Genomic DNA, 25,768 nt, shown 5'->3' with positions numbered 1-25,768 from the left:
CTCAATGGCGGCTTTTAAAAAATTAAGCGTGTTTTTCTATTAATGCAGCAAGCTGCTCTTTAGGCTGGAATCCAACAACTTTATCAACAGGCTCGCCGTCTTTGAAAAGAATTAAAGTTGGAATACTCATCACTTCGTACTCGCTTGCTGTAGCTTGGTTATCGTCAACGTTTAATTTAGCAATATTAGCTTTACCTTCAACTTCAGGTGCTAATTCTTCAAGGATTGGAGCGATCATTTTACAAGGCCCGCACCATGGTGCCCAAAAGTCTACTAATGTAAGTCCACTACCAATTTCTTCTTTAAATCCTGCATCGTTCACTTCATATAATGCCATATAAAACTACCTCCATATTTGTATTGCTTTTATTATACAACAATTCATTTTGTCACTCAACGGTATTGCTTACACGAAGTACATCAGATAAATAATACCGCTTATAAACATTAACACACTAATCACTATAAGTACCTTTGCAAGTTTATACATATCAAAATTATCCACGGAGACTCACCTACTTCATTTCGACTATCGTCACACCGAAGCCGCCTTCACTCGGCATGCCGCCTCTGAATGATGATACTTTCGGGTGGCGTTTTAAATACTGCTGCACACCTTTTTGCAGCGCCCCTGTGCCCTTGCCGTGAATAATCTCTACATCAGAGAAGTTCGACAGCAGCACCTGATCAAGATAATGCTCGAGACGGATCAATGCGTCTTCGTAACGTTCACCGCGGAGATCAAGCGTGCGGTTGACGTGTGTTTTGTTCTGACGGATTGTAACAGGTTTCTGTGCTTTTTTAGCTTTCCGTTTTTTCACTTCGGACTTGTCGAGCTTCATTTTAATAATGCCCATCTGCACTGTGACTTCATCATTATTCAGTGCAATAATCTCGCCTTTTTGTCCGTAAGTCAGCACATCGACTTCATCGCCCACGGCGAGTGTTTCAACTTTTTCATTGCGGACGTCTTTCTTAATATCGCGCTGGTAGTAGCTGTCGGATAATTCTTTTTTAGCATTGATGAGTTCGTGTTCCTGGATGCTGTCGGCCCCAAGTTCCTTCATCATTTCAAGTTCTTTAATAATTTCCGCCGCTTCAAGCTCGCGCTGCTTAACGATGCGGTTCGCATCATCCTGCGCCTTCTGAATCAGTTTTTCTTTATATTTAGCGAATTGTTCATTGTTCTCTGTAAGTTCTTGCTGCAGCTTTTCAGCTTCACGCATCAGTTCATGCGTCTCATGTTCATGCTCACGCGCTGACGTCGTATGGCGTTCGAGCGCTGTAATCATCTCGTTAACTTCCATATTGTCACGGCCCGTTAAGCTTCTCGCACGTTCGATTACGCCGTGATCTAGTCCCAGCTTATTGGAGATTTCAAACGCATTTGATCTCCCGGGAATTCCCATTAATAATCTGTACGTCGGCGATAAAGTGCTCACATCGAACTCAACACTCGCATTAATCACGTCTTCACGCGTGTAGCTGAATGATTTCAGCTGCGGATAATGGGTTGTCGAAATAATTTTCGCCTGCTTTTCGAGCAAGTATTCAATAATGCTGATTGCGAGTGCTGCACCCTCTTCAGGGTCCGTCCCCGCACCGAGCTCATCTAAAATAACCAGTGATTCATTGTCGACACGCTTTAGAATGTCAGCAATATTTGTCATATGACTCGAGAATGTCGACAGTGACTGTTCAATCGACTGTTCGTCACCGATATCGGCATAGACGTTTTTAAAGACTGAAATCGATGAACCGTCACGCGCCGGAATTGGAATGCCGGCCTGTGCCATTAGGACCGATAAGCCAACCGTTTTAATTGTCACGGTCTTACCGCCGGTATTCGGTCCGGTAATAATAACCGCTTTTGTTTCCGGTTCGATAACGATATCGTTTTTCACGACTGACTCGCTGTCGATTAAAGGGTGGAAGGAGCCGATTAAGCGGATGGATTCATCATCGGTAATGATGGGTTTTGTGCCTTTAATATGCGCACCGTATTTTGCTTTGGCAAAGACCAGGTCAATATGGTGCAGGTTTATATTATGTTCATATAAATCGTGCGCCACTTCGTTTACCTGCTCTGTCAGTGCACTGAGTATTCTAGTAACTTCCGCTTCTTCGGATTCTTTTAAGCGTGTAATATTATTCGTCATATCAATGATCGCCGTCGGTTCGACGTAAATGGTCTGGCCGCTTTGCGATGAATCATGGATAATTCCTTTAAATTCGCTGCGGTAATCCACGTTGACCGGAATGACGTAGCGTCCATTACGCATCGTAATAATACTGTCGCTTAATTTACGCTGATTTTTTCTGACGATGTCGTTTAGACGCTCGCGGATTTTCTGTTCTTCTGAACCGATTTTTCTGCGGATGCGGAGCAGTTCTGCTGATGCATGGTCTAAGACCGTCACTTCATCGACAGTTTCAGTGATTCTCTTGTACAGAAAATGAATATCTTCAAGTTCTAAGATGTACGGTTTAAGGCTGGTAAGAAAAATTTCATCTTCTACAAAGGCGTTCATTAGACCTTGCAGCATATGCTTTCTGTTTAATAAAGATTTTATTTTATTAAAATCGCTCACACCTAATATGCTCCCGATTTCCGCCCGTTTTACAAAGGGTTTAATATCGCTGATACCAGCGAGTTCAACGTGGCGGTAACGGAGCATCGATGATGCATCGTCGGATTCTTCAATATTTTTAACTACTTTATCGATGTCAGTTTCAACGATGGAAAAATTTAATTTCTCCTTCGTCTGATCACTGACTGCAAATGCTTTGACAGATTCGAGAATTTTATCGAATTCCAGTTTGGTGAATGTTTTATCATTCATTTATATCACTCTGCTTACTTTTATTAATAAATGCTTTAAATTCTGCTCTTGTTAACGTGTTTAGTACCTGTGATTTTTTGACGAATGCTTTTTGCAGCGTCGCCACACCATATTTCATAAAATCAAAGTGGTCGGTATGGTGCGCATCGGTGTTTACCGTAAACATGACGTCTCTATTCGTAATCACATCGCTCGATAGATCGAGCCGCTGAGGATTGGCGTTAATTTCTAATATTGTGTTCGTCTCTTTGGCATAACGGAACAATTCATCCATATTAACCTGATACCCGTCTCGGACGCCGATTAAGCGTCCCGTCGGGTGCGCAATGTGGCGGACGTACGGATTATCCATAGCTGATTTTAAGCGGTGCATAATTTCTTCTTCCGACTGCTGGAAGCTCGAATGAATCGCAGCAATGACGTAATCCAGCTGTTCGAGAATTTCATCTGAATAATCCAGCGTGCCGTCAGCTAAAATATCCATTTCAGTTCCGCTGTAGACGTCAATGTCGTCGTATTCTGCATTAATTGCTCTGATTTCTGCAAGCTGCTCAAGAAGACGTTCATCGCTTAAGCCGTTAGCAACACGCAAATTTTTCGAGTGGTCGGTAATAACAATATAATCGTAGCCTATCGTGCGTGCGGTTTCCACCATATCACGCACGCTGTATGCCCCGTCACTGTACACCGTGTGCATATGAAGATCGCCTTTAATGTCTTCGGGCTTAACGATTTGTGCGACATCGATGTCTGTCTCTTTACCCGTTTCACGCATGGACGGCGGAATGTACGGCAGCTCGAAGTAGTTGTAAAATGCTGCTTCCGAGTCAAACGTTTTTACGCCGTCCGGTGTTTCAACGCCATATTCGCTAATTTTTTCACCGCGTGCTTTGGCGATCTGGCGCATCTTCACGTTATGATCTTTTGAACCGGTAAAATGCTGCAGCGTTGAAATATATTCTTCGCCGTTTACAAATCTGAAATCGACGTTAATTTCATCGAAATCATGCTCGATTTCTACTGAGAGTTTTTTATCGCCTCTGGCGACGACATCCGTCACGAAACTCTGATTGACCATCGTTTCCGTGAAGAGTTCGTAATCTTCCACTTTGACGATAAAATCCAGATCTCGAGATGTTTCCTTCGTCCGGCGGCCGCTGCCCGTCATGTCGTAACGTTCAACGCCCGGGATAATGTCGATAACATCGGTGATGATTTTTTTGAATTTTAATATACGTGAAATTGGATAGCGCTCCGGTCTGTTTAATACCGTTTCAATTGATTTTAATATGTTCTCTTCTGTTTTCTTGCCGAAGCCTGAAAGAGCGCTGACTTTCTGTTCTTCACACGCTGCTTTTAAATCTTCGAGCGTACTGATGCCGAGTGCGTCGTGAATTTTAGCAATCTTCTTCGGGCCGAGCGTCGGCAGTTTCAGCATGCGGATTAAGCCGCTGGGGACTTTATCCTCAAGTTCTTTAAGGACTGTGGACTCTCCTGTTTTGACAAATTCTGCGATAACTTCGTTCGTGCCTTTACCGATTCCTTTGAGTTCACTGAAATCGGGGATTTCATCGAGTGTTCTCCCATCCGTTTCCAAAGCCGCTGCCGCTTTACGGTATGCGGATACTTTAAAAGGATTCTCTAAATTTAATTCCATATATACTGCGATTTTCTCAAGCAGTCTGATTACATCTTTTTTATTCATGTCTGCCTCCAAAAAAAGAGCCATATCTCTATGACCCTACTTGTATCCATTCTATTAATTTTTCCGATATTATAAATGTGTGTTCCATTATAAATGTGGCAATGCCTGATTCCGCCAGTGCTTCTTGAACCGGTGCGTAAGGAATCGTCGCTGTGAAAAATAGTATAACCACAAGTACGTAGACAATCTCGATTAAGCCGAGCACTGTACCACCGATACTTGTAACCAAGCCGCCTGTTGTGACCTGCTGCAGATAATCAAATCCACTGACGATAATCTGAATAACAATTTTACTGATGATAAAAATAAGAAAGAAAGCAAACATATAATAATATGCATATTCAAGATTTCCAACATCGCCCAGCACTGCATTTGGATTCAGCTGTGCAGTCGATGGATACGGCATCACTAAATAAAACCTGCTGCCGAGCGCTTCATAATTTAATGAAGCAATAACGAGAGCCGATATTGTACCGATCAAATGCAGGAACTGTAATATAATCCCGCGCCGGTAACCGGCAATCAGTCCGATTAAAAGTATAATTAAAAGTATTAAAGTCATAAGCTAGTTCCCTTTTTTAAGCGCGCTGTTTTCTTTTTCCAGCGCCTCGTATTTTTCTTTTAACTTTATATAATCATCCATGATATTACAAGCGGTAAGCACCGCTTTTCTCGTCGTATCGAGACCCGGACTCTTTGCAGCAATCGCCGTAATATTACTGTCGACCGCCTCCGCCACTTGTCTCAGATGATCCTCGTTATCATTACCCACCAGCGTGTAATATTCATTATATATTTTTACAGCAATGCGTGTCTTTTTCCCGCTCATATTACATTGCCCCCATATCGATAAAATTTCTCACACATTTATCTATTTCAATATTTTATTATACTTATCCACGAATGTTAATACAAGCAATTAAAATGTTGCTGTTTTTGAGCTTGTTGAGGATTCTGAGATTTTTTGGTGGTGGCAGGTGATAAGTCAGCGGATTTTGGGGGGCTTGTCACCGTTTATAAGACAAATTGCCACTATTTTCGTAATCTGCCCCCTTCGATGAGCAGGATTGCCTTTTTCGATGCGACCTTGCTCATTTTTCCCTTCATAATGAGCAGGATTGCTTTTTTCGATGCGACCTTGCTCATTTTGCCCTTTATAATGAGCAGGATTGCTTTTTTCGATGCGACCTTGCTCATTTTGCCCTTTATAATGAGCAGGATTTTCTTTTTCGAAGAGACCTTGCTCATTTTCATCCTGTTTATGAGCAGGATTGCCTTTTTCGATGCGACCTTGCTCATTTTCATCCTGTTTATGAGCAGGATTGCCTTTTTCGATGCGACCTTGCTCATTTTCCCCTTCATAATGAGCAGGATACGTATTTTCCAACTGACCTTGCTCATGTCTTATATATTCATTATTCAGCGCCCACCCAATCAAAACAAACCAAAAAAAGCAGAGACAAATTTCGTCTCTGCTCATATATTAATTTTATCCTCTGACTGCATAGCCTGCTGCGATTAATGCTTCTTCAACTGGTGTGTGAAGTGCTTCGATGTCTTTATCTGTCAACGTTTTTTCTCTGTTTAAATAAGTTAAGTGAAGCGCAACAGATTTTTTGCCGTCTGCGATGTGTTCACCTTCGTACACATCAAACGGGTATACGTCTGTTAAATATTTCGGCGCTGCTTCACGAATCACCGCGATAATTTCAGACACGTTTACGTCGCTCGCAACTTCAAGTGCGATATCGCGTGACATCGACGGATATTTCGGCAGGAATTCATACAGAATACTGCCCGTTTTAACGCGCAGTACTTCTGCCAAGTTAATTTCAAATACTGCCGTCTGGCCAAGGTCATGGTCTGCAGCATATTGCGGGTGCACTTCGCCTGCGAAACCGATCGCTTTATCGTCAAGATAAACTTCAGCTGTCCGTCCGGGGTGAAGTTCGCCGTGTGCCGACGATTGTTTATAAGTCACGCGGTCAAGAAGACCGAGTTTCGTAAACAGTGATTCGAGCACACCTTTTACCGTATAGAAATCTGACGGCACAAAAGTGTTTGTCCATGCTGTTTTATGCTGTTCGCCTGTAACGATTCCAGCGAGCATTTCTACTTCATCCGGCAGTTTATCCTGCCCGTTAGTCACAAATATTTTACCGATTTCAAACAGTGACACGTTTTTCTGCTGGCGGTTCACGTTGTACGTCGCGTTATCCACTAAGTGCGGCACGAGTGACGTTCTCAGCACTGCGCGGTCCTCACTCATCGGCATTAATAATTTAAGTGAATCTGTCAGCGTCGTGAATTCACCGATGCGTTTTTTGCTCGTTAACGCGTAGTTTATCGCCTGGCTGAAGCCTTGTGCATTCAGCTGGCGCTTAATTACGCGCACTTCCTGCTGTTCATCCGATAAACGGCCCGGCGTAATCGTCGAATATTCCGGCAATGTCGAAGGAATATTGTCGTAGCCGAATATGCGAGCCACTTCTTCAGAAATATCCTCAGGAATTTTCAGGTCATCGCGGCGTGACGGAATAATGACGTCGATCGAACCGTCTTTTTCTTCAGCGCCTAATCCAAGTTTCTGCAGTGTGCCGAGAATTTCAGCTACTGTTAAGTCAGTACCGAGACGATTGTTGATAAAGTCCACAGATGTCTGAATGACACCCGGCTCTAAATTAAGCTGACCTTCGGATGCAATGCCGTTTAGCGTCTTGCCGCCTGCATATTTTTCTAATAAATATGCTGCGCGGTTTACCGCAGGTAAAATAAATTCGTGTGAGACCCCTTTTTCAAAACGCTGTGATGCTTCACTGCGCAAGTTTAAACGGCTGCTCGTTTTGCGGATTCTAACCGGTTCAAATAATGCAGATTCAATTACAACATTTACCGTCTGCCCGGTTACTTCAGAATCCTGACCGCCCATTACACCAGCTAATGCGATTGGCACTTCGCCGTTTGTAATAACGATATCATCAAGCGTCAGCGTGCGTTCCTTGCCGTCGAGCGTCGTGAACTTCTCATCTGCTTTAGCGGAACGCGTCACAATTTTGTCCGAGCCGATTTTATCGCGGTCGAACATATGGAGCGGCTGACCGTATTCCATTAACACGTAGTTCGAAATATCAACGACGTTGTTTATCGGACGGATGCCTGCTTTAATTAAACGAATTTGCATCCATAACGGTGCCGGTTTGATTGTTAAATCTCTGACTTCTCTGACAGCGTAAAACGGCACCGCTTCACTGTCTTCATTTTCAACTGCGACTGTAACTACATCGTCAATTTCTTTAACAGATGTATCCGGCACTGCAACTTCACCGCCGAATAAGGCGCGCGTTTCATATGCTGCACCGATCATCGATAAGGCATCTTTACGGTTTGGTGTTAAGTCGAACTCGAGCACCTGATCATCTAAATATAAAGCTTCAAGCGCAGCAGTACCTGGAGCCGGTTTTGAGTTAAACATGAAAATTCCGCCCTGATATTCAGCCGGCACATATTCTTCTTTTACGCCGATTTCTTCCAGCGAACAAATCATGCCTTCCGATACTTCACCGCGAAGTTTCGCGCGTTTAATTTTAATTCCGCCTGGCAGTCTCCCGCCGACTTTAGAGACGATAACGTAGCTGTCTGCTTTAACGTTCGGTGCACCACAGACGATCTGCGTTGTTTCTTCGCCGGTATCCACTTCGCACAAGTTTAAACGGTCTGCTTCAGGATGCGGCTTAACCGACTTCACATAGCCGACAACCAGTTTTTTAATATCCGCTGTGTAATCGATAATGTCATCCACTTCAATCCCGCCGCGTGTAATGCTTTCAGCAAGTTCACCGGTCGGCACATTAATATCGATAAACGTTTCTAACCATTCTCTAGATACTCTCATTCTGTTCGCCTCCATCTTCTGTCGGAATAAATTGATCGATAAATCTTAAATCGTTCGTATATAAATGACGGATATCTTCAATGCCGTATTTCAGCATTGCCACACGGTCCGGCCCCATTCCGAATGCAAATCCTGAATATTCTTCAGAATCAAAGCCTGCCATTTCAAGTACGTTCGGATGTACCATGCCGGCACCTAAAATTTCAATCCAGCCTGTCTGCTTACAAACGTTACAGCCTGACCCTTTACATTTAAAGCATGAAATATCGACTTCAACACTCGGCTCAGTGAAAGGGAAATAACTCGGGCGTAAACGAACTTCTCTGTCGTTGCCGAAAATTTCTTTCGCAAATAATTCGAGCGTGCCTTTTAAGTCACTGAGGTGAATGTTTTTATCGACTACAAGTCCTTCGATCTGGGTGAACTGGTGTGAATGCGTCGCGTCATCGCTGTCGCGGCGGTAAACTTTACCAGGGCAAATAATTTTAACCGGACCTTCGCCTTTTTGAGCTTCAAGCGTACGCGCCTGAACCGGTGATGTGTGCGTACGTAAGAGAATATCTTCAGAAATGTAGAAGCTGTCCTGCATATCGCGTGCCGGGTGTGATTTCGGTAAGTTCAGCGCTTCAAAATTATAGTAGTCCTGCTCAACTTCGTAACCTTCTTTAATTTCGTAGCCGAGGCCGATAAAGAAATCTTCGATATTTTCAACGATACGGTCAATCGGATTCGACCCGCCGATTTCAAGCGTGCGTCCCGGTAATGTTACGTCAATTGTTTCTTCAGCAAGTTTTGCTTCAAGCGCTCTTTTAGACAGTTCCGCTTCAAGTTCACTGAGTTTCGACTCGATGTCGTTACGCAGCACGTTAACTTTTTGGCCGTAAGCCGGACGCTCTTCGTTTGACAGGTTTTTCATCTCTTTCATTAAACCTGTTACTTTACCTTTTTTACCTAAATATTCAACACGTAAATCAGCGAGTGCTTTACTGTTATCGATTCCGCTTAATTTATCGTTAAATTCAAGCTGCATTGTTTCCATCACCTGTGTCATGCCCGTCACTCCTCATATTTTTAAAGTATATTATTAAAAACAAAAAAACTCCGTCCTAAATAAAAGGACGGAGTTCCGTGGTACCACCTAATTTTCTGCATATGCAGACACTTACCGCGTCTATATGGTGACGCAAGCCCGTATTACTTCATCAATCAGGTGAACACTGATTAAAACCATACATTAATTTTCAGCTGCTATTAATGTTCTCTGTGACTGGTCATAATAATCATTTATTCCTAACTTCAACCGAAGCAGATTTATAATATTGTTACATCCATTATAGCCCAACTGCGCTTAAAATCAAGATTTAAAATGATGCATCATGATGGCACCGGCGATTGCAACGTTTAAACTTTCACTTGACCCGGGCATATTAATCTTCGCATTAATATCCATCAGCTGCAGCGTTTCATCAGTCAGTCCCTGGCCTTCGTTACCGAGGACAAGCATAATATCGCCTTTTGGCTTATTGAAATCATCAATATAGACTGCATCATTCAACGATGTACCAATTTTAATTCCTTTAAAGCTTGCGACAGCTTCCGCTGCTTCACGCTGTAAAATGTTCAGGTGGAAATGACTCCCCTGGGCACTGCGCAAAACTTTCGGATTGTACGGATCTGCACTCTTCGGCGTGATCAGCACTGTTTTAAAGCCGAACGCATCCGCAGTGCGGATAAGTGTGCCGAGGTTGCCTGGATCCTGAATGTCTTCCAGCAGCAGTACTCTTTGAAAATCAATCTTTCCCTGCTTTTGCTGATCTACTATCGCCGCAATGCCGGGCGGTGTATCCAATGTCGATAAAGATTTCATCACGTCTCGGGAAACGTACAGCGTTTTAAATTTATCGATATTTAAATCGTGCTTGAACCCGTCTTCGATAATAATCGTCTCGACCGGCTGGTTATAATTAATCGCCTCTTCAACTAAATGAACACCTTCGATTAAAAACTGATTTGTCTTTTTGCGCCCTTTTGCCGTATGGAGCTTACGGTAATTTTTAATGCGCGTGTTATCTTTTGAAGCAATAACTTCTTTTACCAAATGATTTCGTCCACCTTATCGTCGTTTAATGATTTGATTACTTCCGTTACGAGTTTAACTGCATTGTTGTAGTCTTCCTTATGCATAATTGACACATTCGAATGCATGTAGCGCACCGGTACGCCGATTGCTACCGACGGTACACCGTCGTTTGATACGTGGAATGAACCTGCATCTGTGCCTCCGCCTGGAATCACTTGTAATTGTACAGGGATATCTTTATCTTTGGCAACTTCTAATATATGTTTTCTGAACGGCACATGTCCGATATTTGAACCATCAAGTAAAATAACGAGCGGCCCTTTACCAAGATCGCCTGTACCGTTTGAAGATTTCATTCCCGGTGTATCCATGCCGAGACCAACGTCTACTGCGATTGCTAAGTCCGGTTTTACTTTATTCGCCGCCACTTTAGCGCCGCGCAGACCTACTTCTTCCTGCACTGTTGCACCGCTTACCAGGTTAATATTTATATTTTCTTGTGCAAGATTCTTCATGACTTCGATTGACAATGCCACGCCAAAACGGTTATCCCATGCTTTTGCAAGCAGGTAATTCTTATTCGTCATCTCTTCAAACTCAGATGCAGGTGTTACCATATCACCGAGCATCACGCCTGCTTCAAGTGCTTCATCTTTTGAAGCAACACCGATATCGATAAACATATTTTTAATATCAACAGGTTTTTTACGCTCTTCCGGCGATAATACGTGCGGCGGTTTAGAACCGATGACCCCTGTAATTACACTGCCTTCACCTGTCGTAATGTTCATGCGCTGAGACAGCATTACCTGATTCCACCAGCCGCCGACCGGCGTAAATTTAAGAAAGCCGTTATCGTCAATTTCAGTTACCATAAAGCCGATTTCATCCAGGTGCCCTGCGATTAGAATCGTTTTACTGCTATCTTTAGCAGCCTTCTTGCCGAATACGCCGCCTAAATTATCTTCAATAATTTCATCGCTTAAGGGCTCAAGGTAGTTTTTCACTTTATGTTTTACTGCATTTTCAAACCCTGCAATACCATTGACATCTGTTAAGTCTTTTAACATTTCAAGTTGTTTATCCATTTAAAAATCCCCTTTTAAAGTTGTTGTGTCTCAATTTTACCATAAAGTATTTCAGCTTTCGAAATATATATACTGCATAAGAAAGCACCCTCCTTGAGGAGAGTGCTCTTTAGTAATTAGTTTCTATCCGGATACGTGTAATCCGGGTCATCTCTTCTTGGATATTCATCCACCCAGAAGTTGTGATCTTTAAAGTCTTCAGGATCAGGTGTATAAACGATTTCGTCAATTTTACCCTGTTTTTGAAGTTTGTACTGTCGTTCGTAATCCCGGAACGCTTTGAGTGCCGGTTTTTGCAGGATAAGAATCGCGATAACGTTAATCCACGCCATCAGTCCTACACCGAGGTCACCCATCTGCCATGCAAGGCCAGCTGTAGAAACCGTACCGTAGAATGCTGAACCGATTAATACGATACCGAGCACATATTTCAGCCACGGCATTCTGCCTTTCAGCATGTAGACCAGATTGGTCTCTGCTATATAGTAATACGCGAGCATGGTCGTATAACAGAAGAACAAGAGCGCAAATGCGATGAAGTATGAACCGAATCCGATAAAGCCTTCCTGGAAGCTTTCCATACTGTGGAATGCTTTGTCAATACCAGCCTGTGTAAATACTACCGTACCGCTGACATCTCTGTCGCCGTTTACGTTAGTCTGATATACACCGTTATCGACAATGAGTCCGCCGTCGCCGTCAGACACGTTATACATACCTGTTATTAAAATCATCAGTGCCGTTGCTGTACATACGAATAAAGTATCGATATATACTGAGAACGCCTGAACTAAACCTTGTTTAGCCGGGTGTGAAACTTCCGCAGCACCTGCTGCGTGAGGGCCAGTACCCTGACCTGCTTCGTTTGAGTACAATCCGCGTTTAACACCGATCATAATCATTGCACCAACCGTACCTGCGAACTGCTGTTCAAGACCGAACGCACTTCTGAAGATTAAGCTGATTAAAGCCGGTACTTCTGAAATATTCATAATTACGATAATTACTGCAACGATGATGTACGCAATTGCCATAAATGGAACAGCTGCTGTTGCAACGTTGGCAATCGAGCGGATTCCACCGAAAATTACTACTGCTAAAATGATGATTAAGAAAAGACCGATCATCCATGATTCAATAAACGGAAATGCATTTGTTGCTGCACTTGAAATTGAGTTGGACTGAATGCCCGGAAGTAAAAGTCCGCAGGCAAGTATTGTTACTACTGCGAACAGCAATGCATAGTATTTACCAAACGTTCCACCGATCCCCTTTTCGATGTAGTACGCCGGCCCCCCGCGGTACTGACCGTCTTCTTTCTGTTTGTAAATCTGTGCCAGCGTTGACTCTACAAACGCACTACCTGCACCAAGGAAGGCAATCAGCCACATCCAGAATACTGCACCTGGACCCCCGATAAAGATTGCGGTAGCCACCCCGACGATGTTACCTGTTCCGACACGGCCTGCCAGTGATACGGCAATGGCCTGGAAACTGGAAATCCCCTCTTCTGATTTTCCACCCCTCAACATTAAACGGACCATGTCGACTATGTATCGCACCTGGAACAATCTCATGCGAATTGAGAAGTACAATCCTGTGACAACGAGAAGTATGACGAGTGCCGCACTCCAGACGATGTCGTTAAAAAACGTTACAACTGTCTCCATTAAATGATTCCCCTTTGTTTTCTTTCTATAATAAGAAATTACCACTCAAATATAGTCTATTTACTAATCATTGTCTATAACTTTTTATAAAATTGTTACCGCTTACAACATTGATATATCAACATTATCTCCTCAAACCGTTGGGGCGTAAAGGCTGAGAGCTGTAAAAAAACCTTATCCATTAAATGGATAAGGCTGAATTATCAGTATATTATTATTTGATGTGAAAACCGTTCTGCCGGGTGTCCAGTTTTATCCTACAGCGAATAAATATTTGTTCTGTAATCTTTCACCAATCTTACCGCTATGAAGATTGTAATCGCAGCCATAATGATTAACCCTGCATACATTAAATAAATATTAGTGAGCAGTCCCGCCTGCATCATCGCTGCCGCCGTGTTAGCGAGTGCATGAAGAAGAATCGCCAGCGGATACAGCCACCACTTCCCTTTCATCATTACAGCTGAGAAGACGATAACCGACAAGGCGATATGCAGACTCATCGCAATAACTCGCTCCATAATCGCGATTAAGTACATGTACCACGGCTGGCTCACGACTAAATCTTCTGCTGCGACCGGCAGTGCGCTGATTGCGTCAGAACCGGAATTTATCATCACAGCAAGAATAATGCCGTTCAGCATCCCGAGACCAACGACCGCGGCAGCCTCGAAACCGCCGTGCCCGATACCATACGATACCGCGCTATCGACATCACGATAATGCTTTTTTGTGAGTAGGAATGCGAATAATCTCCCCGTCTCTTCGAAAATACCCGCTGCGAAAATTCCGTAGAGGACGTATAGCCACGGTGAGGATGAAATTAATGCGATTGTGCCGTCGGGTTGCGGGCTCAGCACGATTACGTGCAGAATCTGTTCGAGGATTAAGGCAAAAACTAAAAATACACCGATACCCAGAATGAACGGCAGCCATCTGATTTTAAATTTTTTCCTGAGGATGAACATAAAAATAAACGGCAGTAAAATTGATAAAACCCCTACAGCCGCCATAATTACAATTTCTGATTGAGGAATCATTGTGCACACGCTCCTTTATGAATATTGTAGCGGTAAACGGAGGGGCGGGCAACGGAGATTGAATTATTATAGTTAAAATTTGGGAAGGGATTTAATGCGCCGTCGTTATGTGTGGCACAGTGACGGGATAACCCGCCTATCTCGTCATCGTCGAAGGGACAATGACGGGATAAACCGCCTTATCTCGTCATCGTAGAAGGCACAGTGACGGGATAAACCGCCTATCTCGTCATCGTAGAAGGCACAGTGACGGGATAAACCGCCTATCTCGTCATCGTGGAAAGCACAATGACGGGATAACCTGCCTATCTCGTCATCGTCGAAGGCACAATGACGGGACAGGCTAAAAAAACTATTAATTTCTATCAATCCCTTACTAAGCCATCAATATAATCTTTATATCTCCACGAACGGTCATTATTTTCACATGCATCATCAAAACTCTTATATTTAAAAGTATAGTGAGTGGCTGGTCCTTTCAAATGCTGCTCACAATACTTATTTAACATTCTAAAGACAGTTTTTTCACTCACCTTATACCCTATGAATTCCATAAATCGCTTGTTAGTCAATCTCTCATTTAAAAACAGTGCTTTATAATCACTGATGGCACGAATGATATGAGTTTCTTTCGTTTCCCTGGAGCCGCACGATTCGCAGACTAGATGATATTTTCGATTCTCCAGCTCAAAACCGCCGCACTCGCTGCAGTATAACCCTTTACGTACCGCACTAAAATCGGCACATTTATCGAAATAGGTATTCGGTACGATGTGACTCCGGATCAGCTCGGCGATGTCTTCGGCAACTCGGCCTGCGTTCATATTTTGAAATTGCATTAAATAGCTTCGCAGGCCGGACCGCATCACAACGTTATCCCACAGCTCGTCGTCATTGCTCTGCAAACGAAATTCGATATTCGGAAAAATGACTTTACCGGAGATATTAAATTTGCCACGCACCTGATAACGGAGCTTAACTAATTTACCAACCGCCCGCCGGAGCTGCGACAGTGCATCATCAGATACCGGAGACTTACCTATGTACCATGTTCCTTTGTCATACCGGTAATTACCGGAGTAGTTTTTAATTTCGTTAACGACTATCCCGTCATCGCTGACAATCAAACTATCGTACTGCGCAGCGCGGCCCTCAATCCCCAAATATACATCACGGAATACGAATACAAAGCCGTGCCCCACTTCATCAAATATCCGGTCGTATGTACACTCACCGGCATAACCTTTTTCCTGGGCCGACAAATTTTTTGCATCTTTACCGGATAATAGTACACGCCTGTTCAAGGCACGATAGTATGCTAATTCCATACCGACAAATCTGTCAAACAGTATCATGATCTTCCTCCTCAATATAAAATACGCTCTTATACTATATATACGGAAAATCGGCGATTTATTTTTTTATCGTACAAGTTATTTTAATTATTTAACAAAACAATAATATATTACAAATATTTCCAAAAAATCACATACAAAAAAAGCACCCAACTTTATGGGTGCCCTCTTTTAAAAATATATTATTTAGCTAAAGCTTTTTTAGCTTGTTCTACGATTTGACCGAAAGCCGCTTCGTCAGCGATAGCAATTTCAGAAAGCATTTTTCTGTTGATATCGATTTCTGCGATTTTAAGACCATTCATAAGACGGCTGTAGCTGATGTCGTGCTGACGTGCTGCAGCGTTGATACGTGAGATCCATAATTTACGGAATTCACGTTTTTTCTGCTTACGGTCACGGTATGCGTACTGACCTGATTTCATTACAGCTTGTTTAGCTGTTCTATATAAAGTGCTCTTAGCACCAAAATAACCTTTTGCTTGTTTTAATACTTTTTTACGTCTCTTACGAGATACTAATCCATTTTTTACGCGAGCCATTTCTAACTCCTCCTTTTATATTATTTAGCAGATTTAGCTAATAAGTGAACTAATCTTCTTGCATCTGATTTATGAACTAAAGCTGATCCTCTTAATTGGCGTTTTTGTTTAGTTGTTTTGTTAGCGAATAAGTGGCTAGTGAACGCTTGTGAGCGTTTGAATTTGCCTGTACCAGTTTTTTTAACTCGTTTAGCATAACCTTTATGCGTTTTCATTTTTGGCATGATAAAGTCCTCCGATTAATTTTTATTTGTTGTCTGCAAATGGTGCTACGATTAAGAACATGGAACGTCCTTCCATCTTCGGTCTCTGTTCAATCTGGCCATCTTCTTTAAGTGCTTCAGCAAAACGCTCAAGTACCTTACGTCCGATTTCTTTGTGCGTAATTGCACGGCCTTTAAAGCGAATAGAGACTTTAACCTTGTCTTCTTTAGCAAGGAATTTCTTTGCATGGCCTAACTTAGTGTTAAAGTCATGATCTTCGATTGTCGGTGACAAACGAATCTCTTTAAGGTTAATAACCTTTTGTTTCTTACGAGCTTCTTTGTCTTTCTTCTGCTGCTCGTACTTGAACTTACCGTAATCCATAATACGTGCAACAGGCGGTTTTGCGTTTGGTGCAACAAGCACTACATCCAAGTTAGCATTTTCTGCCAGCTCGATTGCATCTCTCGTTGCTTTAATACCTAACTGTGAACCATCTTCTCCGATTAAACGAACTTCTTTTGCGCGAATACGATTATTGATCAATGTTTGATCTTTAGCTATGTTTAGCACCTCCAAGAATATTTAACGAACAAAAAAAGGCGAATGCATTACTGCACCCGCCTTAGAATTTGCAGGCACAATAGTTACTGAGTCTGCATTTCCCAATTTACCCGGTCACAAAAAATCATTTGCGGGTGTGAAGCGGGAGCTTCAACTTGTCCGTTTGTTTCAACTCTTAATACTATACAGCACTAAATCAGTTGTGTCAAACTTATTTTTTTAATCTGATCTCATCGATTAACTGATAAAGGAATTCTTCTTTGTCAAAGCTCTCCTGTTTCTCTTCACCGTACTTACGCACGTTAACGAGCGACTCATCTTTTTCTTTATCGCCCACTACGATCTGATACTTGATTTTATTCATTTGAGCTTCGCGGATCTTATACCCCATCTTCTCATTGCGGTCGTCGATATGCACGCGGAGTCCCTGACTCTTCATTTCGTCGTGAATTTCACGGGCATAATCGTAGTGCAGGTCAACGTTAACCGGAATGATTTCCACCTGCTGCGGTGCGAGCCATAATGGGAAGTTACCTTTGTATTCTTCAGTTAAGAAGGCAACGAAACGTTCCATCGTTGACACTACGCCGCGGTGAATAACGACCGGACGGTGTTCTTCGCCGTCTTTGCCGATATAAGTTAAGTCAAAGCGTTCAGGTAACAGGAAGTCGAGCTGTACAGTCGATAAAGTTTCCTCTTTGCCGAGCGCAGTTTTAACCTGCACATCAAGTTTCGGTCCGTAGAATGCTGCTTCGCCTTCCACTTCTTCATACTGAAGTCCCATTTCATCAACGGCTTCTTTCAGCATGCTTTCAGCGCGCTGCCACATTTCATCATCGTCGAAGTATTTTTCTTTATCTTCAGGATCACGGTAGCTGAGACGGAATGAATAGTCGCTCAGACCGAAGTCTTTGTACACTTCCTGAATCAATTCCACTACACGGATAAATTCTTCTTTAATCTGATCCGGACGGACGAATACGTGCGCATCGTTTAAGACCATGCCGCGCACGCGCTGGAGTCCGCTTACCGCACCGCTGGCTTCGTAGCGGTGCATCATGCCGAGTTCTGCGATACGAATCGGCAGTTCACGGTATGAGTGCCGTTCGTTTTTGTAAATCATCATGTGGTGCGGGCAGTTCATCGGACGAAGTACCAGTTCTTCGTTGCCGACGTCCATCGGCGGGAACATATCGTCCTGATAGTGTTCCCAGTGTCCGCTTGTTTTGTAAAGATTTGTGTTCGCCATAATTGGTGTATACACGTGGTTATAACCGAGTGAAATTTCTTTATCTACTATATAACGTTCGATTTCGCGGCGGATTGTTGCACCGTTCGGCAGCCATAGCGGCAGACCTGCACCGATCAGCTGATTGTTTTCAAACAGTTTCATCTCTTTACCGATCTTGCGGTGGTCACGCTCGCGGCGTTCTTCTAATAATGTCATATAAGCAGCCAGTTCTTTTTTATCGAAGAATGCTGTACCGTATATACGCTGCAGCATTTTGTTGTCGGAATTCCCGCGCCAGTATGCGCCGGCAGTCGATAACAGTTTAAACACTTTGATCTTCGCAGTTCTCGGTACGTGTACACCGCGGCAGAGATCAGTAAATTCGCCCTGTGAGTATACAGTAACCTGCTCATCAGCTGGAATTGCTTCGATTAATTCCTGTTTATAAGGATCGTCCGAGAAGAGTTCTTTCGCTTCGTCGCGTGACAAGACTCTGCGTTCAATCGCAATGTTTTCATCGACGATGCGTTTCATTTCTTTTTCTATTTTAGGGAAATCTTCTGACGAGATGTTTTCATCAATGTCAAAGTCGTAGTAGAATCCTTCTTCAATGACCGGACCTACACCGAAATGAACGTTGCCGTAAAGACGTTTCAGCGCTTGTGCCATTAAATGCGCAGTCGAGTGACGCAGAATTTCAATGCCTTCTTCACTCTTATTCGTAATTAATTCCACTTCGCTGTTTGTTTCCAACGGACGAGTTAAATCGTAATATTCGCCGTCCACTTTAGCAGCAAGTGCCGCTTTCTTCAGCCCTGGGCTGATTGAAAAGGCAATTTCTTCCGGTGTTACACCGAAATCAAACTCTTTTACGTTCCCGTCGGGGAATCTTACTTCGATTTTTTCAACCATGCTAAACATCCTCTCAGTTTCCAATTTAGTTTTAAAAAATAAAAAAAGCCGTCCCTATTAAGAAAATAGGGGCGACTTTTACCGCGGTACCACCCTGATTTACACAGAAATGTCCCGTGTCTCAGCTTGGAGATAACGGTCCACCCGGCTTTCGATTAAGAAAGCATCCGTGTTCAGGCAGTAACAATTCGCGGTTTATATGCATGTCTCAGCAGGTCATGCACTCTCTTTGATAAACATTTTAAAAATTGTATTGTCCTTGGATTATTAATGAAATATAGCTATATAGTACACGATGACCCTGTCAAAATCAAGCTATGTGTTTCTTAAATTGTCGCCTGAGAGCTCAACTTCTTCACACAATGCACGAATTCTCTCGATCATGCGGAGTGCTTTCGTCTCTTCTTTGCCATTCGTTTTCGTGTAGCTGTAGCGGCCTTTTAATTCATTAATCGCAAAGTTTGAACTGATAAACGTCGGCAGCTGTTCGACCATACGGTAGTTTAAAATACTCGTAATCACTTCGTCTCTGCTCCAAGCAGTGACATCTTCCGCTCCGAGATCATCCAGTATCAGCACTTCTGCGCTGCGGATAGCATCGTAGCGCTCGTTTGTCGTGCCGTCGTTAAAGCCGGATTTTAAATCGCGCAGTATTTCAGGCACGTAAATCATCATCGATGAAATCGACTTTTCTTTCAGCTCGTTTGCTATACAGCCGAGTATATATGATTTACCGATACCGAATTCACCATGTATATAAAGTCCGCGGAAACCTTCGCCGCGCGCAATTTTATCAGCTTTTTCAATCGCATTTTTTAAAACATCCCGGCGATCATCGTTTAGGAAAATCGTATCGAATGTCGCTTCACGCACATCGCGCGGAATATGAAAACTCTGAATCAGGCTTTCACGTTTAATGAATTCCTCGTGTTTTGCTTTAACCGGGCATTTTGAATAAATCATATTAAAACGACCCTGGCGTATTTCAAGGTTAATAATAAAACCGTCCGGGTGACTCAGGCATTTGCCCTCCCCTGCCGATTCACATTCTGTCGGCTGATTAATATAATGTTTTAAAATCATCAAATCGTTTTGAATCATGGAGCGGGTAACTTCACCTTCATGCGCATCCATGAACGCCTTCATCTTCGGATGATTAATAATCTCGTTATAAATACGTTCGTTATTCTCTGTAATCCTCTCAGAATTTTTAACGAAACTGCTTAACGGTTCCATCGCCTCACCTAATTTTCTCTAAATTTATTTATAAGTTTACTGAAATCTTCATCGTCTTTCAGTGTTTTCATCGGTTCATTATTTTTCTTCTTAGCATCTCTCTTGTCAGCAGCAGGTTTTTCAGGCTGTTTTTTCGCTGTCGTTTTTTCTTTCAGCCAAGCCGGCTGTTCTTCGCCCGGACCTGCATATTTAAACTGGCGTTTTTGGCGTTTTTCTTCCTGAGCTTCACGGAATTCCATAATCGACTGGTACGCCTCGCCTGCTGTGCGGTAACCTTCTTTACCCCAATTTTCCGCGATAGTCATGACGTATCTGAGCGGCAGATCACCGTCTTTCATCTGAATCGCATATTCCAGGAGCACGTTGATAACTCCGTTTTCAAGACCGGTTTTCACAATTAGCTCCGTCACGACTTTTAAATCATTCTCCGACGGTTTATAACTTCTAAGATCGTTAATTCTGTCGAGCGGACTGACTTTATCGAGACTTTCTAAATACGTTTCATCGCTCGACGGCTTCAGCGCTTCTTCTGCCGTCGTAAAGCTTGGAATGACTTCGCCGTATTCCTTTTGATAGTACTTGCGTGCTTCAGTTTTCAAACGTTCTTTATCGATTCCGAACTGCGGACTCGTCGACTGAAGCAGAATTTGTTTTATATCATACGCGTTCAGTTTAAACAGCTGGCTCAGCTGTACGACGAGCCTTCTCACTTCTTTTGAGAAAAACTGCTTATCGATGCGCGTGCCTTTTAAATGGGTGAACAGCACTTCGAAATCGAAATCATCGAGATCAATCGCCGGCCCCCGGGACACATCATCTTGTTTAAAGTGATCGTCCGGCGTATGGAATTTAGCGTCTCTCGAATGATAAAATACCTCGGTAAATTTCTTCGTCACCTCGGTAATATCCGCCGGCAGTTCCGGATAGATCAGACGCTCTTTTTTATCGTTAAATTTAGCCGATCCGACCTGTGAATATAAATACATCGACAGCATCGGATCTTTGAAATACATTTCCGGCGTCAGCGGCTGCAGCAGTCTGTAGACAAACAAATCATCGTGCGCCTTGTTCGACACATAGGTTCTGACGAGGCCAATCGCTTCCAGCTTATCGAGCGACGCTTCAAAATTCGACAAATTAATCGACAGCTCATCCATGAGCTCACGGTGAAAACGCACCGCAAGCGTATCGTGGACCTTCGTCGACTCAAATAAATACAAGTAAATACTAAAGGCCTCTGTGCCGATCACCGGTAAATACAATGCATTTAAGACTTCGTAATCATCGTTTGCAAGAGTCCCCGGCTGGTAAACGATAAACTCTGTATTCGGTTTTAAACGTTCATTAAATTTCATGTTAAGCCTTACCTTTTTCTAAATTTTGGAGGATATCCATCAGCTGATCGATATCTTTAAACTCTCTGTACACCGATGCGAAACGCACGTAAGCCACCTGATCGAGAGTAATTAATTCATGCATAACAGACTCGCCAATATCATTGGAAGTAATTTCAGCCTTGTTTAAATTTCGTAAGGCCGCTTCAACATTATCCGCGCGCTTTTCAATTTCATCATAAGGAATCGTCCGTTTTTCACATGCTTTTAACAGACCGTCCAGTACTTTCGATCTGTCGAATACTTCACGTGTCCCATCTTTTTTTATAACGACAAGGGGTGACAATTCAATACGCTCAAACGTCGTAAAACGCGTTTGACAATCATCGCATTCCCGGCGTCTGCGAATCGCATTCATCTCATCTGCATGACGCGAATCCACAACTTTCGAATTCGTATGCTGACACTTTGGACATCTCATGTGATGTTCACCTCGTTAATAATAGATTAGTTTCAATTATTATAACACCGAAAGCACTAAACATAAAAAAAGAAAGCAGATTGTCGCTGTGACGGGGTAGACACCAAATCCCGTCATCGTTGAAGTCACAGTGACGGGGTAGACACCAAATCCCGTCATCGTTGAAGTCACAGTGACGGGGTAGACATCCAATCCCGTCATCGTCGAAGTCACAGTGACGGGATAAACACCTCATCCCGTCATCGTTGAAGTGACAGTGACGGGGTAAACACTTCATCCCCTCATCGTTGAAGTCACAGTGACGGGGTAGACACCCGATACCGTCATCGTCGAAGTCACAGTGACGGGGTAGACACCAAATCCCGTCATCGTTGAAGTCACAGTGACGGGATAGACACCAAATCCCGTCATCGTCGAAGTCACAGTGACGGGATAAACACCCGATACCGTCATCGTCGATTTTTAAAAGTTCAATCCAAAATAAAAACAGCCACGCCAGCCCCAACAGAGGTGACACAACTGCTTATGAAGAGAAAACTTTATCCTTCGACGCTGAAGCTTTCACGTACAGGCATTGCTTCTAAGTAATCGCTGCCTTGTGATTTCACGCGCTGTTCTTTTTTAACGTGAGAGTTTTGGAATGCTTCCGATTCCACCCATGCTGTGAAGTCTTTGATTGAATCCCATCCTGTCAGCACTGACATTTTCTTCTCTTTTTTAATGAGCATGAAGCCTGCAAAACCGTTGTACTGGTCGACGTTGCCTTTACGGCTTTTAAATCTCTCAACCATTTCTTCAATATATTCTTCTTTTACGATAAAGTTATTCGTTGCAATATGTCCTGCAACAGAGATTTCTCCGTCATGGATAAGAATATCGTATTCTTCTCCTTTAAATGTGGCTGTTTCGCCTTCGATAATCAGGTCTGTGTTCTGTCCGTCGTTATTTACTAATTTCATACCAGCACTCCTTCGTTCATATTATTACTTTTATTGTAGCAAAAAAGAGGATAGCATCAACTACCCTCCTGTGACTTTATTGTTAAATATCTTTAGCGATCATTTCAGCTAATTCAACACATCTTACAGAGTAACCCCACTCGTTGTCGTACCATGACAGTACTTTAACTTTGTTGTCAGCCATAACCATTGTCAGGTCTGCATCAACGATTGAACTGCGTGGATCTGTATTGTAGTCGCTTGAAACTAATGGTGCATCGCTTACGCCTAAAATACCTTTCATTGCGTCAGCTTCGTATTTCTTGAACGCTTCATTAACTTCTTCTTTAGTTACATCTTTTTCAAGATCTACAACTAAGTCTACTAATGATACGTTTGAAACTGGTACGCGAAGTGCCATACCATCCAGTTTGCCTTCAAGTTCAGGAAGTACTAAAGCTGTTGCTTTTGCAGCACCTGTTGAAGTTGGAATAATATTTTCTGCAGCTGAGCGCGCACGGCGTAAATCTTTGTGCGGGTTGTCGAGGTTCATCTGGTCGTTCGTGTACGCATGTACAGTCGTTACAAGACCATTTTTAATTCCGAACTCATCGTTCAATACTTTCGCTACAGGTGCAAGACAGTTTGTCGTACATGATGCGTTTGAGAATACATCGTATGATGACGTGTCTAATGTTGCACAGTTAACGCCGCGAACTAATGTCTGCACATTTCCGCCCGATGACGGTCCTGTTAATAATACTTTTTTAGCACCGGCGTCAATATGAGCCTGGGCTTTATCACCGTGGTTAAACACACCTGTTGCTTCGATAACTACATCGACTCCGAGGTCTGCCCATGGTAAGTTTGCAGGGTTGCGGTCACTTGTAACAGTAATTTCTTTACCGTCGACTACAATGTTGTCCCCTTTAACCTCAACTTTTTTGTCCCATGTACCGTGCGTAGTATCATAATTAATTAAATGTGCGATTGTTTTCGCAGGTGATGTTACGTTGACTGCCACAAGATCAAGTTCTTTTGATTCTGAGACAATTCGAAACACCATTCTTCCAATTCTACCTAAACCATTAATGGCAACTTTTTTCATGACTAGAGCTCCTTTTGAAAGTTCATTTTCATAAATATTATACCACAACTATAGTAATCATTGAACACGGTTTCACATACTTTCCAACTCTTCAGTAAATCTGTCGATTTGTTCATATAACGCTTCAAGATTTCCGTTATTATCGAGCCGGTATTCACTCTTGCGCACTTTTTCTGTCAGCGGCATCTGGCTGTTAATCCGTGCTTCTGCTTCTTCGACAGTTAAGTCGTTTCTTGCAGTCAAACGTTTAATCTGAGTATCACGGTCGACGAACACTGTAACAACAAAATCACAGCGTTCATTCAAGCCGTTTTCAAACAGCAGCGGAATATCTAAGAACACGTGCCCTTTTTTGATAAACTTCTGCTCATCACTGTTCATCATATCTCTGATTAGCGGATGTACAATTCCATTCAGTTGGCGGCGTTTATCGGCATCATTAAAAATAATACCGCCCAGTTTCTTCCGGTCGAGACCACCGTCGGCATTGACAATATCATCGCCGAAAGCTTGTTTAATCGCCGGAATCGCCGGACCATTTTTCGCCGTCGTCTTACGGGAGTATGCATCTGCGTCGAGCACAGTATAGCCCCGCTCTTTTAAATAGTCGCTCACCGTCGTTTTACCGCTGGCGATACCGCCTGTTAATCCGATTATTTTATACATAGACTTGGTCACCTCTGACATGTTGTGCAATAAAATGTATTGCGCGTACTAATCACTTGGGTCGTCAGCGGATGCCCGAGCGGACATTCTTTCCGCTGATACACACTAAAGCTGTTTTGCATTTCACCCTTGCCGCCGGTTACGCTCCGGTAATCGGAAATCGTTGAGCCGCCTCTGGATAATGACAGCTCAAATACTTCTGTGATCCGGTCGAACAGTTCACGAAGCCGTTTATCGGATACATTTTTCACTTTCCTGGTCGGCAGAATGTGTGACAGATACAAGCTTTCAACCGCGTATATATTGCCGACACCCGGAATCACTTCACCGTCCATAATCGCCACTTTAATCGGCTTCTCTGCGTATTTCTTCGTGCGCAGCATTTGCATGAAATGATCAAAACCGAGCGCATCCGTATACTCCGGCGCCATGCGAGCAAACGGCGGAAAGTCCGACAGACTGTCATGCGTATGCATTTCGCCGAAGCGGCGGATATCCGAATAGACAAGCTTCTGACCGTTATCTAATGAGAAAATAACCTGCCAGTGCTTCTTAAAATTAAGTTCTTTAATATCTTCAAAATCCGACACGATAAAGTAGGCCCCCGACATGCCTAAATGGCTCACTAAGTGTGTAGTTTTGTACTCATCGTTAATTAAAAAATATAAATATTTTCCGCGGCGTCCGATATGCGTAATCGTTTTGCCGGTCACAATCTCTTTAAATGTTTCAAGATCGTCTTTTACTATCGTACGTTTATTGCTTTTATGCCCGTTATAAATATGTTCCGACAACAAGACATCCGTAATTTTTAAATTGATTACGGGCGTGAGTTCCCGCTTAACGAGTTCGACTTCCGGTAATTCCGGCATCTATTCC

26 protein-coding genes are annotated in these 25,768 nt (G+C 43.0%); all 26 read right to left on the bottom strand.

The window, feature by feature from the left end; genetic code table 11:
- Positions 1–22: 22 nt before the first annotated feature.
- Positions 23–337, bottom strand: a complete 315-nt coding sequence (gene trxA, locus H625_RS0109700) for a thioredoxin (RefSeq protein ID WP_026859731.1) — start codon at positions 335–337, stop codon at positions 23–25.
- 178 nt (positions 338–515) lie between these two features.
- A complete protein-coding gene (locus H625_RS0109690) occupies positions 516–2,843 on the bottom strand; it encodes an endonuclease MutS2 (RefSeq protein ID WP_026859730.1) in 2,328 nt (775 codons plus the stop codon).
- On the bottom strand, positions 2,836–4,548 hold the full coding sequence (gene polX / locus H625_RS0109685) for a DNA polymerase/3'-5' exonuclease PolX (protein WP_026859729.1): 1,713 nt from the start codon (positions 4,546–4,548) through the stop codon (positions 2,836–2,838). The genes H625_RS0109690 and polX overlap by 8 nt, the downstream gene beginning before the upstream one ends.
- A 28-nt stretch (positions 4,549–4,576) precedes the next feature.
- A complete protein-coding gene (locus H625_RS0109680) occupies positions 4,577–5,110 on the bottom strand; it encodes a CvpA family protein (RefSeq protein WP_026859728.1) in 534 nt (177 codons plus the stop codon).
- A gap of 3 nt (positions 5,111–5,113) precedes the next feature.
- Positions 5,114–5,377: a cell division protein ZapA gene (zapA, locus tag H625_RS0109675; RefSeq protein WP_026859727.1), complete on the bottom strand. Its 264-nt coding sequence runs from the start codon at positions 5,375–5,377 to the stop codon at positions 5,114–5,116.
- 156 nt (positions 5,378–5,533) lie between these two features.
- Complete coding sequence (locus tag H625_RS0109670; protein ID WP_026859726.1) at positions 5,534–6,028, bottom strand: hypothetical protein; 495 nt, start codon at positions 6,026–6,028, stop codon at positions 5,534–5,536.
- A gap of 9 nt (positions 6,029–6,037) precedes the next feature.
- Positions 6,038–8,440, bottom strand: a complete 2,403-nt coding sequence (pheT, locus tag H625_RS0109665) for a phenylalanine--tRNA ligase subunit beta (RefSeq protein ID WP_026859725.1) — start codon at positions 8,438–8,440, stop codon at positions 6,038–6,040.
- Positions 8,427–9,491 (bottom strand): phenylalanine--tRNA ligase subunit alpha, encoded by a 1,065-nt coding sequence (gene pheS, locus H625_RS0109660; protein WP_026859724.1) that lies wholly within the window; start codon positions 9,489–9,491, stop codon positions 8,427–8,429. Before pheS ends, pheT begins: the two co-directional genes overlap by 14 nt.
- Before the next feature lie 303 nt (positions 9,492–9,794).
- Entirely contained in the window at positions 9,795–10,538 is a 744-nt protein-coding gene (locus tag H625_RS0109655; protein ID WP_026859723.1) for a TrmH family RNA methyltransferase, read from the bottom strand.
- On the bottom strand, positions 10,532–11,608 hold the full coding sequence (locus H625_RS0109650) for a M42 family metallopeptidase (protein ID WP_026859722.1): 1,077 nt from the start codon (positions 11,606–11,608) through the stop codon (positions 10,532–10,534). Before H625_RS0109650 ends, H625_RS0109655 begins: the two co-directional genes overlap by 7 nt.
- 116 nt (positions 11,609–11,724) lie before the next feature.
- Positions 11,725–13,278 carry an alanine/glycine:cation symporter family protein gene (locus tag H625_RS12960; protein ID WP_035785707.1) on the bottom strand — a complete coding sequence of 518 codons (1,554 nt, stop codon included), beginning with the start codon at positions 13,276–13,278 and terminating at the stop codon, positions 11,725–11,727.
- 257 nt (positions 13,279–13,535) lie between these two features.
- Complete coding sequence (locus tag H625_RS0109640) at positions 13,536–14,318, bottom strand: YhfC family intramembrane metalloprotease (RefSeq protein WP_026859721.1); 783 nt, start codon at positions 14,316–14,318, stop codon at positions 13,536–13,538.
- A 365-nt stretch (positions 14,319–14,683) separates the two neighbouring features.
- Complete coding sequence (locus tag H625_RS0109635; protein ID WP_026859720.1) at positions 14,684–15,673, bottom strand: nuclease-related domain-containing protein; 990 nt, start codon at positions 15,671–15,673, stop codon at positions 14,684–14,686.
- Between the two features lie 182 nt (positions 15,674–15,855).
- The gene (gene rplT, locus H625_RS0109630) at positions 15,856–16,215 is read right to left on the bottom strand and encodes a 50S ribosomal protein L20 (RefSeq protein WP_026859719.1); all 360 of its coding nucleotides are present in this window, start codon (positions 16,213–16,215) and stop codon (positions 15,856–15,858) included.
- Positions 16,216–16,235: 20 nt separating this feature from the next.
- Positions 16,236–16,439, bottom strand: coding sequence for a 50S ribosomal protein L35 (gene rpmI, locus H625_RS0109625; protein ID WP_026859718.1), 204 nt, complete (start codon positions 16,437–16,439; stop codon positions 16,236–16,238).
- A gap of 22 nt (positions 16,440–16,461) precedes the next feature.
- Positions 16,462–16,992, bottom strand: coding sequence for a translation initiation factor IF-3 (gene infC, locus H625_RS0109620; RefSeq protein ID WP_169516136.1), 531 nt, complete (start codon positions 16,990–16,992; stop codon positions 16,462–16,464).
- 202 nt (positions 16,993–17,194) lie between these two features.
- The gene (thrS, locus tag H625_RS0109615; RefSeq protein WP_035785704.1) at positions 17,195–19,126 is read right to left on the bottom strand and encodes a threonine--tRNA ligase; all 1,932 of its coding nucleotides are present in this window, start codon (positions 19,124–19,126) and stop codon (positions 17,195–17,197) included.
- Positions 19,127–19,441: 315 nt separating this feature from the next.
- Positions 19,442–20,362 (bottom strand): primosomal protein DnaI, encoded by a 921-nt coding sequence (gene dnaI / locus H625_RS0109610; protein ID WP_026859715.1) that lies wholly within the window; start codon positions 20,360–20,362, stop codon positions 19,442–19,444.
- 8 nt (positions 20,363–20,370) lie between these two features.
- Positions 20,371–21,717, bottom strand: a complete 1,347-nt coding sequence (locus H625_RS0109605) for a replication initiation and membrane attachment family protein (protein ID WP_026859714.1) — start codon at positions 21,715–21,717, stop codon at positions 20,371–20,373.
- A gap of 1 nt (position 21,718) precedes the next feature.
- Positions 21,719–22,177 (bottom strand): transcriptional regulator NrdR, encoded by a 459-nt coding sequence (gene nrdR, locus H625_RS0109600; protein WP_026859713.1) that lies wholly within the window; start codon positions 22,175–22,177, stop codon positions 21,719–21,721.
- A 39-nt stretch (positions 22,178–22,216) separates the two neighbouring features.
- Positions 22,217–22,378 (bottom strand): hypothetical protein, encoded by a 162-nt coding sequence (locus H625_RS13770; RefSeq protein WP_169516131.1) that lies wholly within the window; start codon positions 22,376–22,378, stop codon positions 22,217–22,219.
- A 72-nt stretch (positions 22,379–22,450) separates the two neighbouring features.
- Complete coding sequence (locus H625_RS13635) at positions 22,451–22,630, bottom strand: hypothetical protein (protein ID WP_169516130.1); 180 nt, start codon at positions 22,628–22,630, stop codon at positions 22,451–22,453.
- Positions 22,631–22,716: 86 nt separating this feature from the next.
- On the bottom strand, positions 22,717–23,136 hold the full coding sequence (locus H625_RS13285) for an antibiotic biosynthesis monooxygenase family protein (protein ID WP_051239049.1): 420 nt from the start codon (positions 23,134–23,136) through the stop codon (positions 22,717–22,719).
- Between the two features lie 82 nt (positions 23,137–23,218).
- The gene (gene gap, locus H625_RS0109590; protein ID WP_026859712.1) at positions 23,219–24,223 is read right to left on the bottom strand and encodes a type I glyceraldehyde-3-phosphate dehydrogenase; all 1,005 of its coding nucleotides are present in this window, start codon (positions 24,221–24,223) and stop codon (positions 23,219–23,221) included.
- A gap of 72 nt (positions 24,224–24,295) precedes the next feature.
- Positions 24,296–24,889, bottom strand: a complete 594-nt coding sequence (gene coaE, locus H625_RS0109585; RefSeq protein WP_026859711.1) for a dephospho-CoA kinase — start codon at positions 24,887–24,889, stop codon at positions 24,296–24,298.
- Positions 24,890–24,897: 8 nt separating this feature from the next.
- Entirely contained in the window at positions 24,898–25,761 is an 864-nt protein-coding gene (gene mutM / locus H625_RS0109580; RefSeq protein ID WP_026859710.1) for a bifunctional DNA-formamidopyrimidine glycosylase/DNA-(apurinic or apyrimidinic site) lyase, read from the bottom strand.
- Between the last annotated feature and the right edge of the window lie 7 nt (positions 25,762–25,768).

The sequence above is a fragment of the Jeotgalicoccus psychrophilus DSM 19085 genome, from assembly GCF_000425845.1.
GTDB lineage: Bacteria > Bacillota > Bacilli > Staphylococcales > Salinicoccaceae > Jeotgalicoccus > Jeotgalicoccus psychrophilus.
The sequence above is the reverse complement of the archived record's forward strand: the minus strand, read 5'-3'. Positions and strand labels throughout refer to the sequence as shown.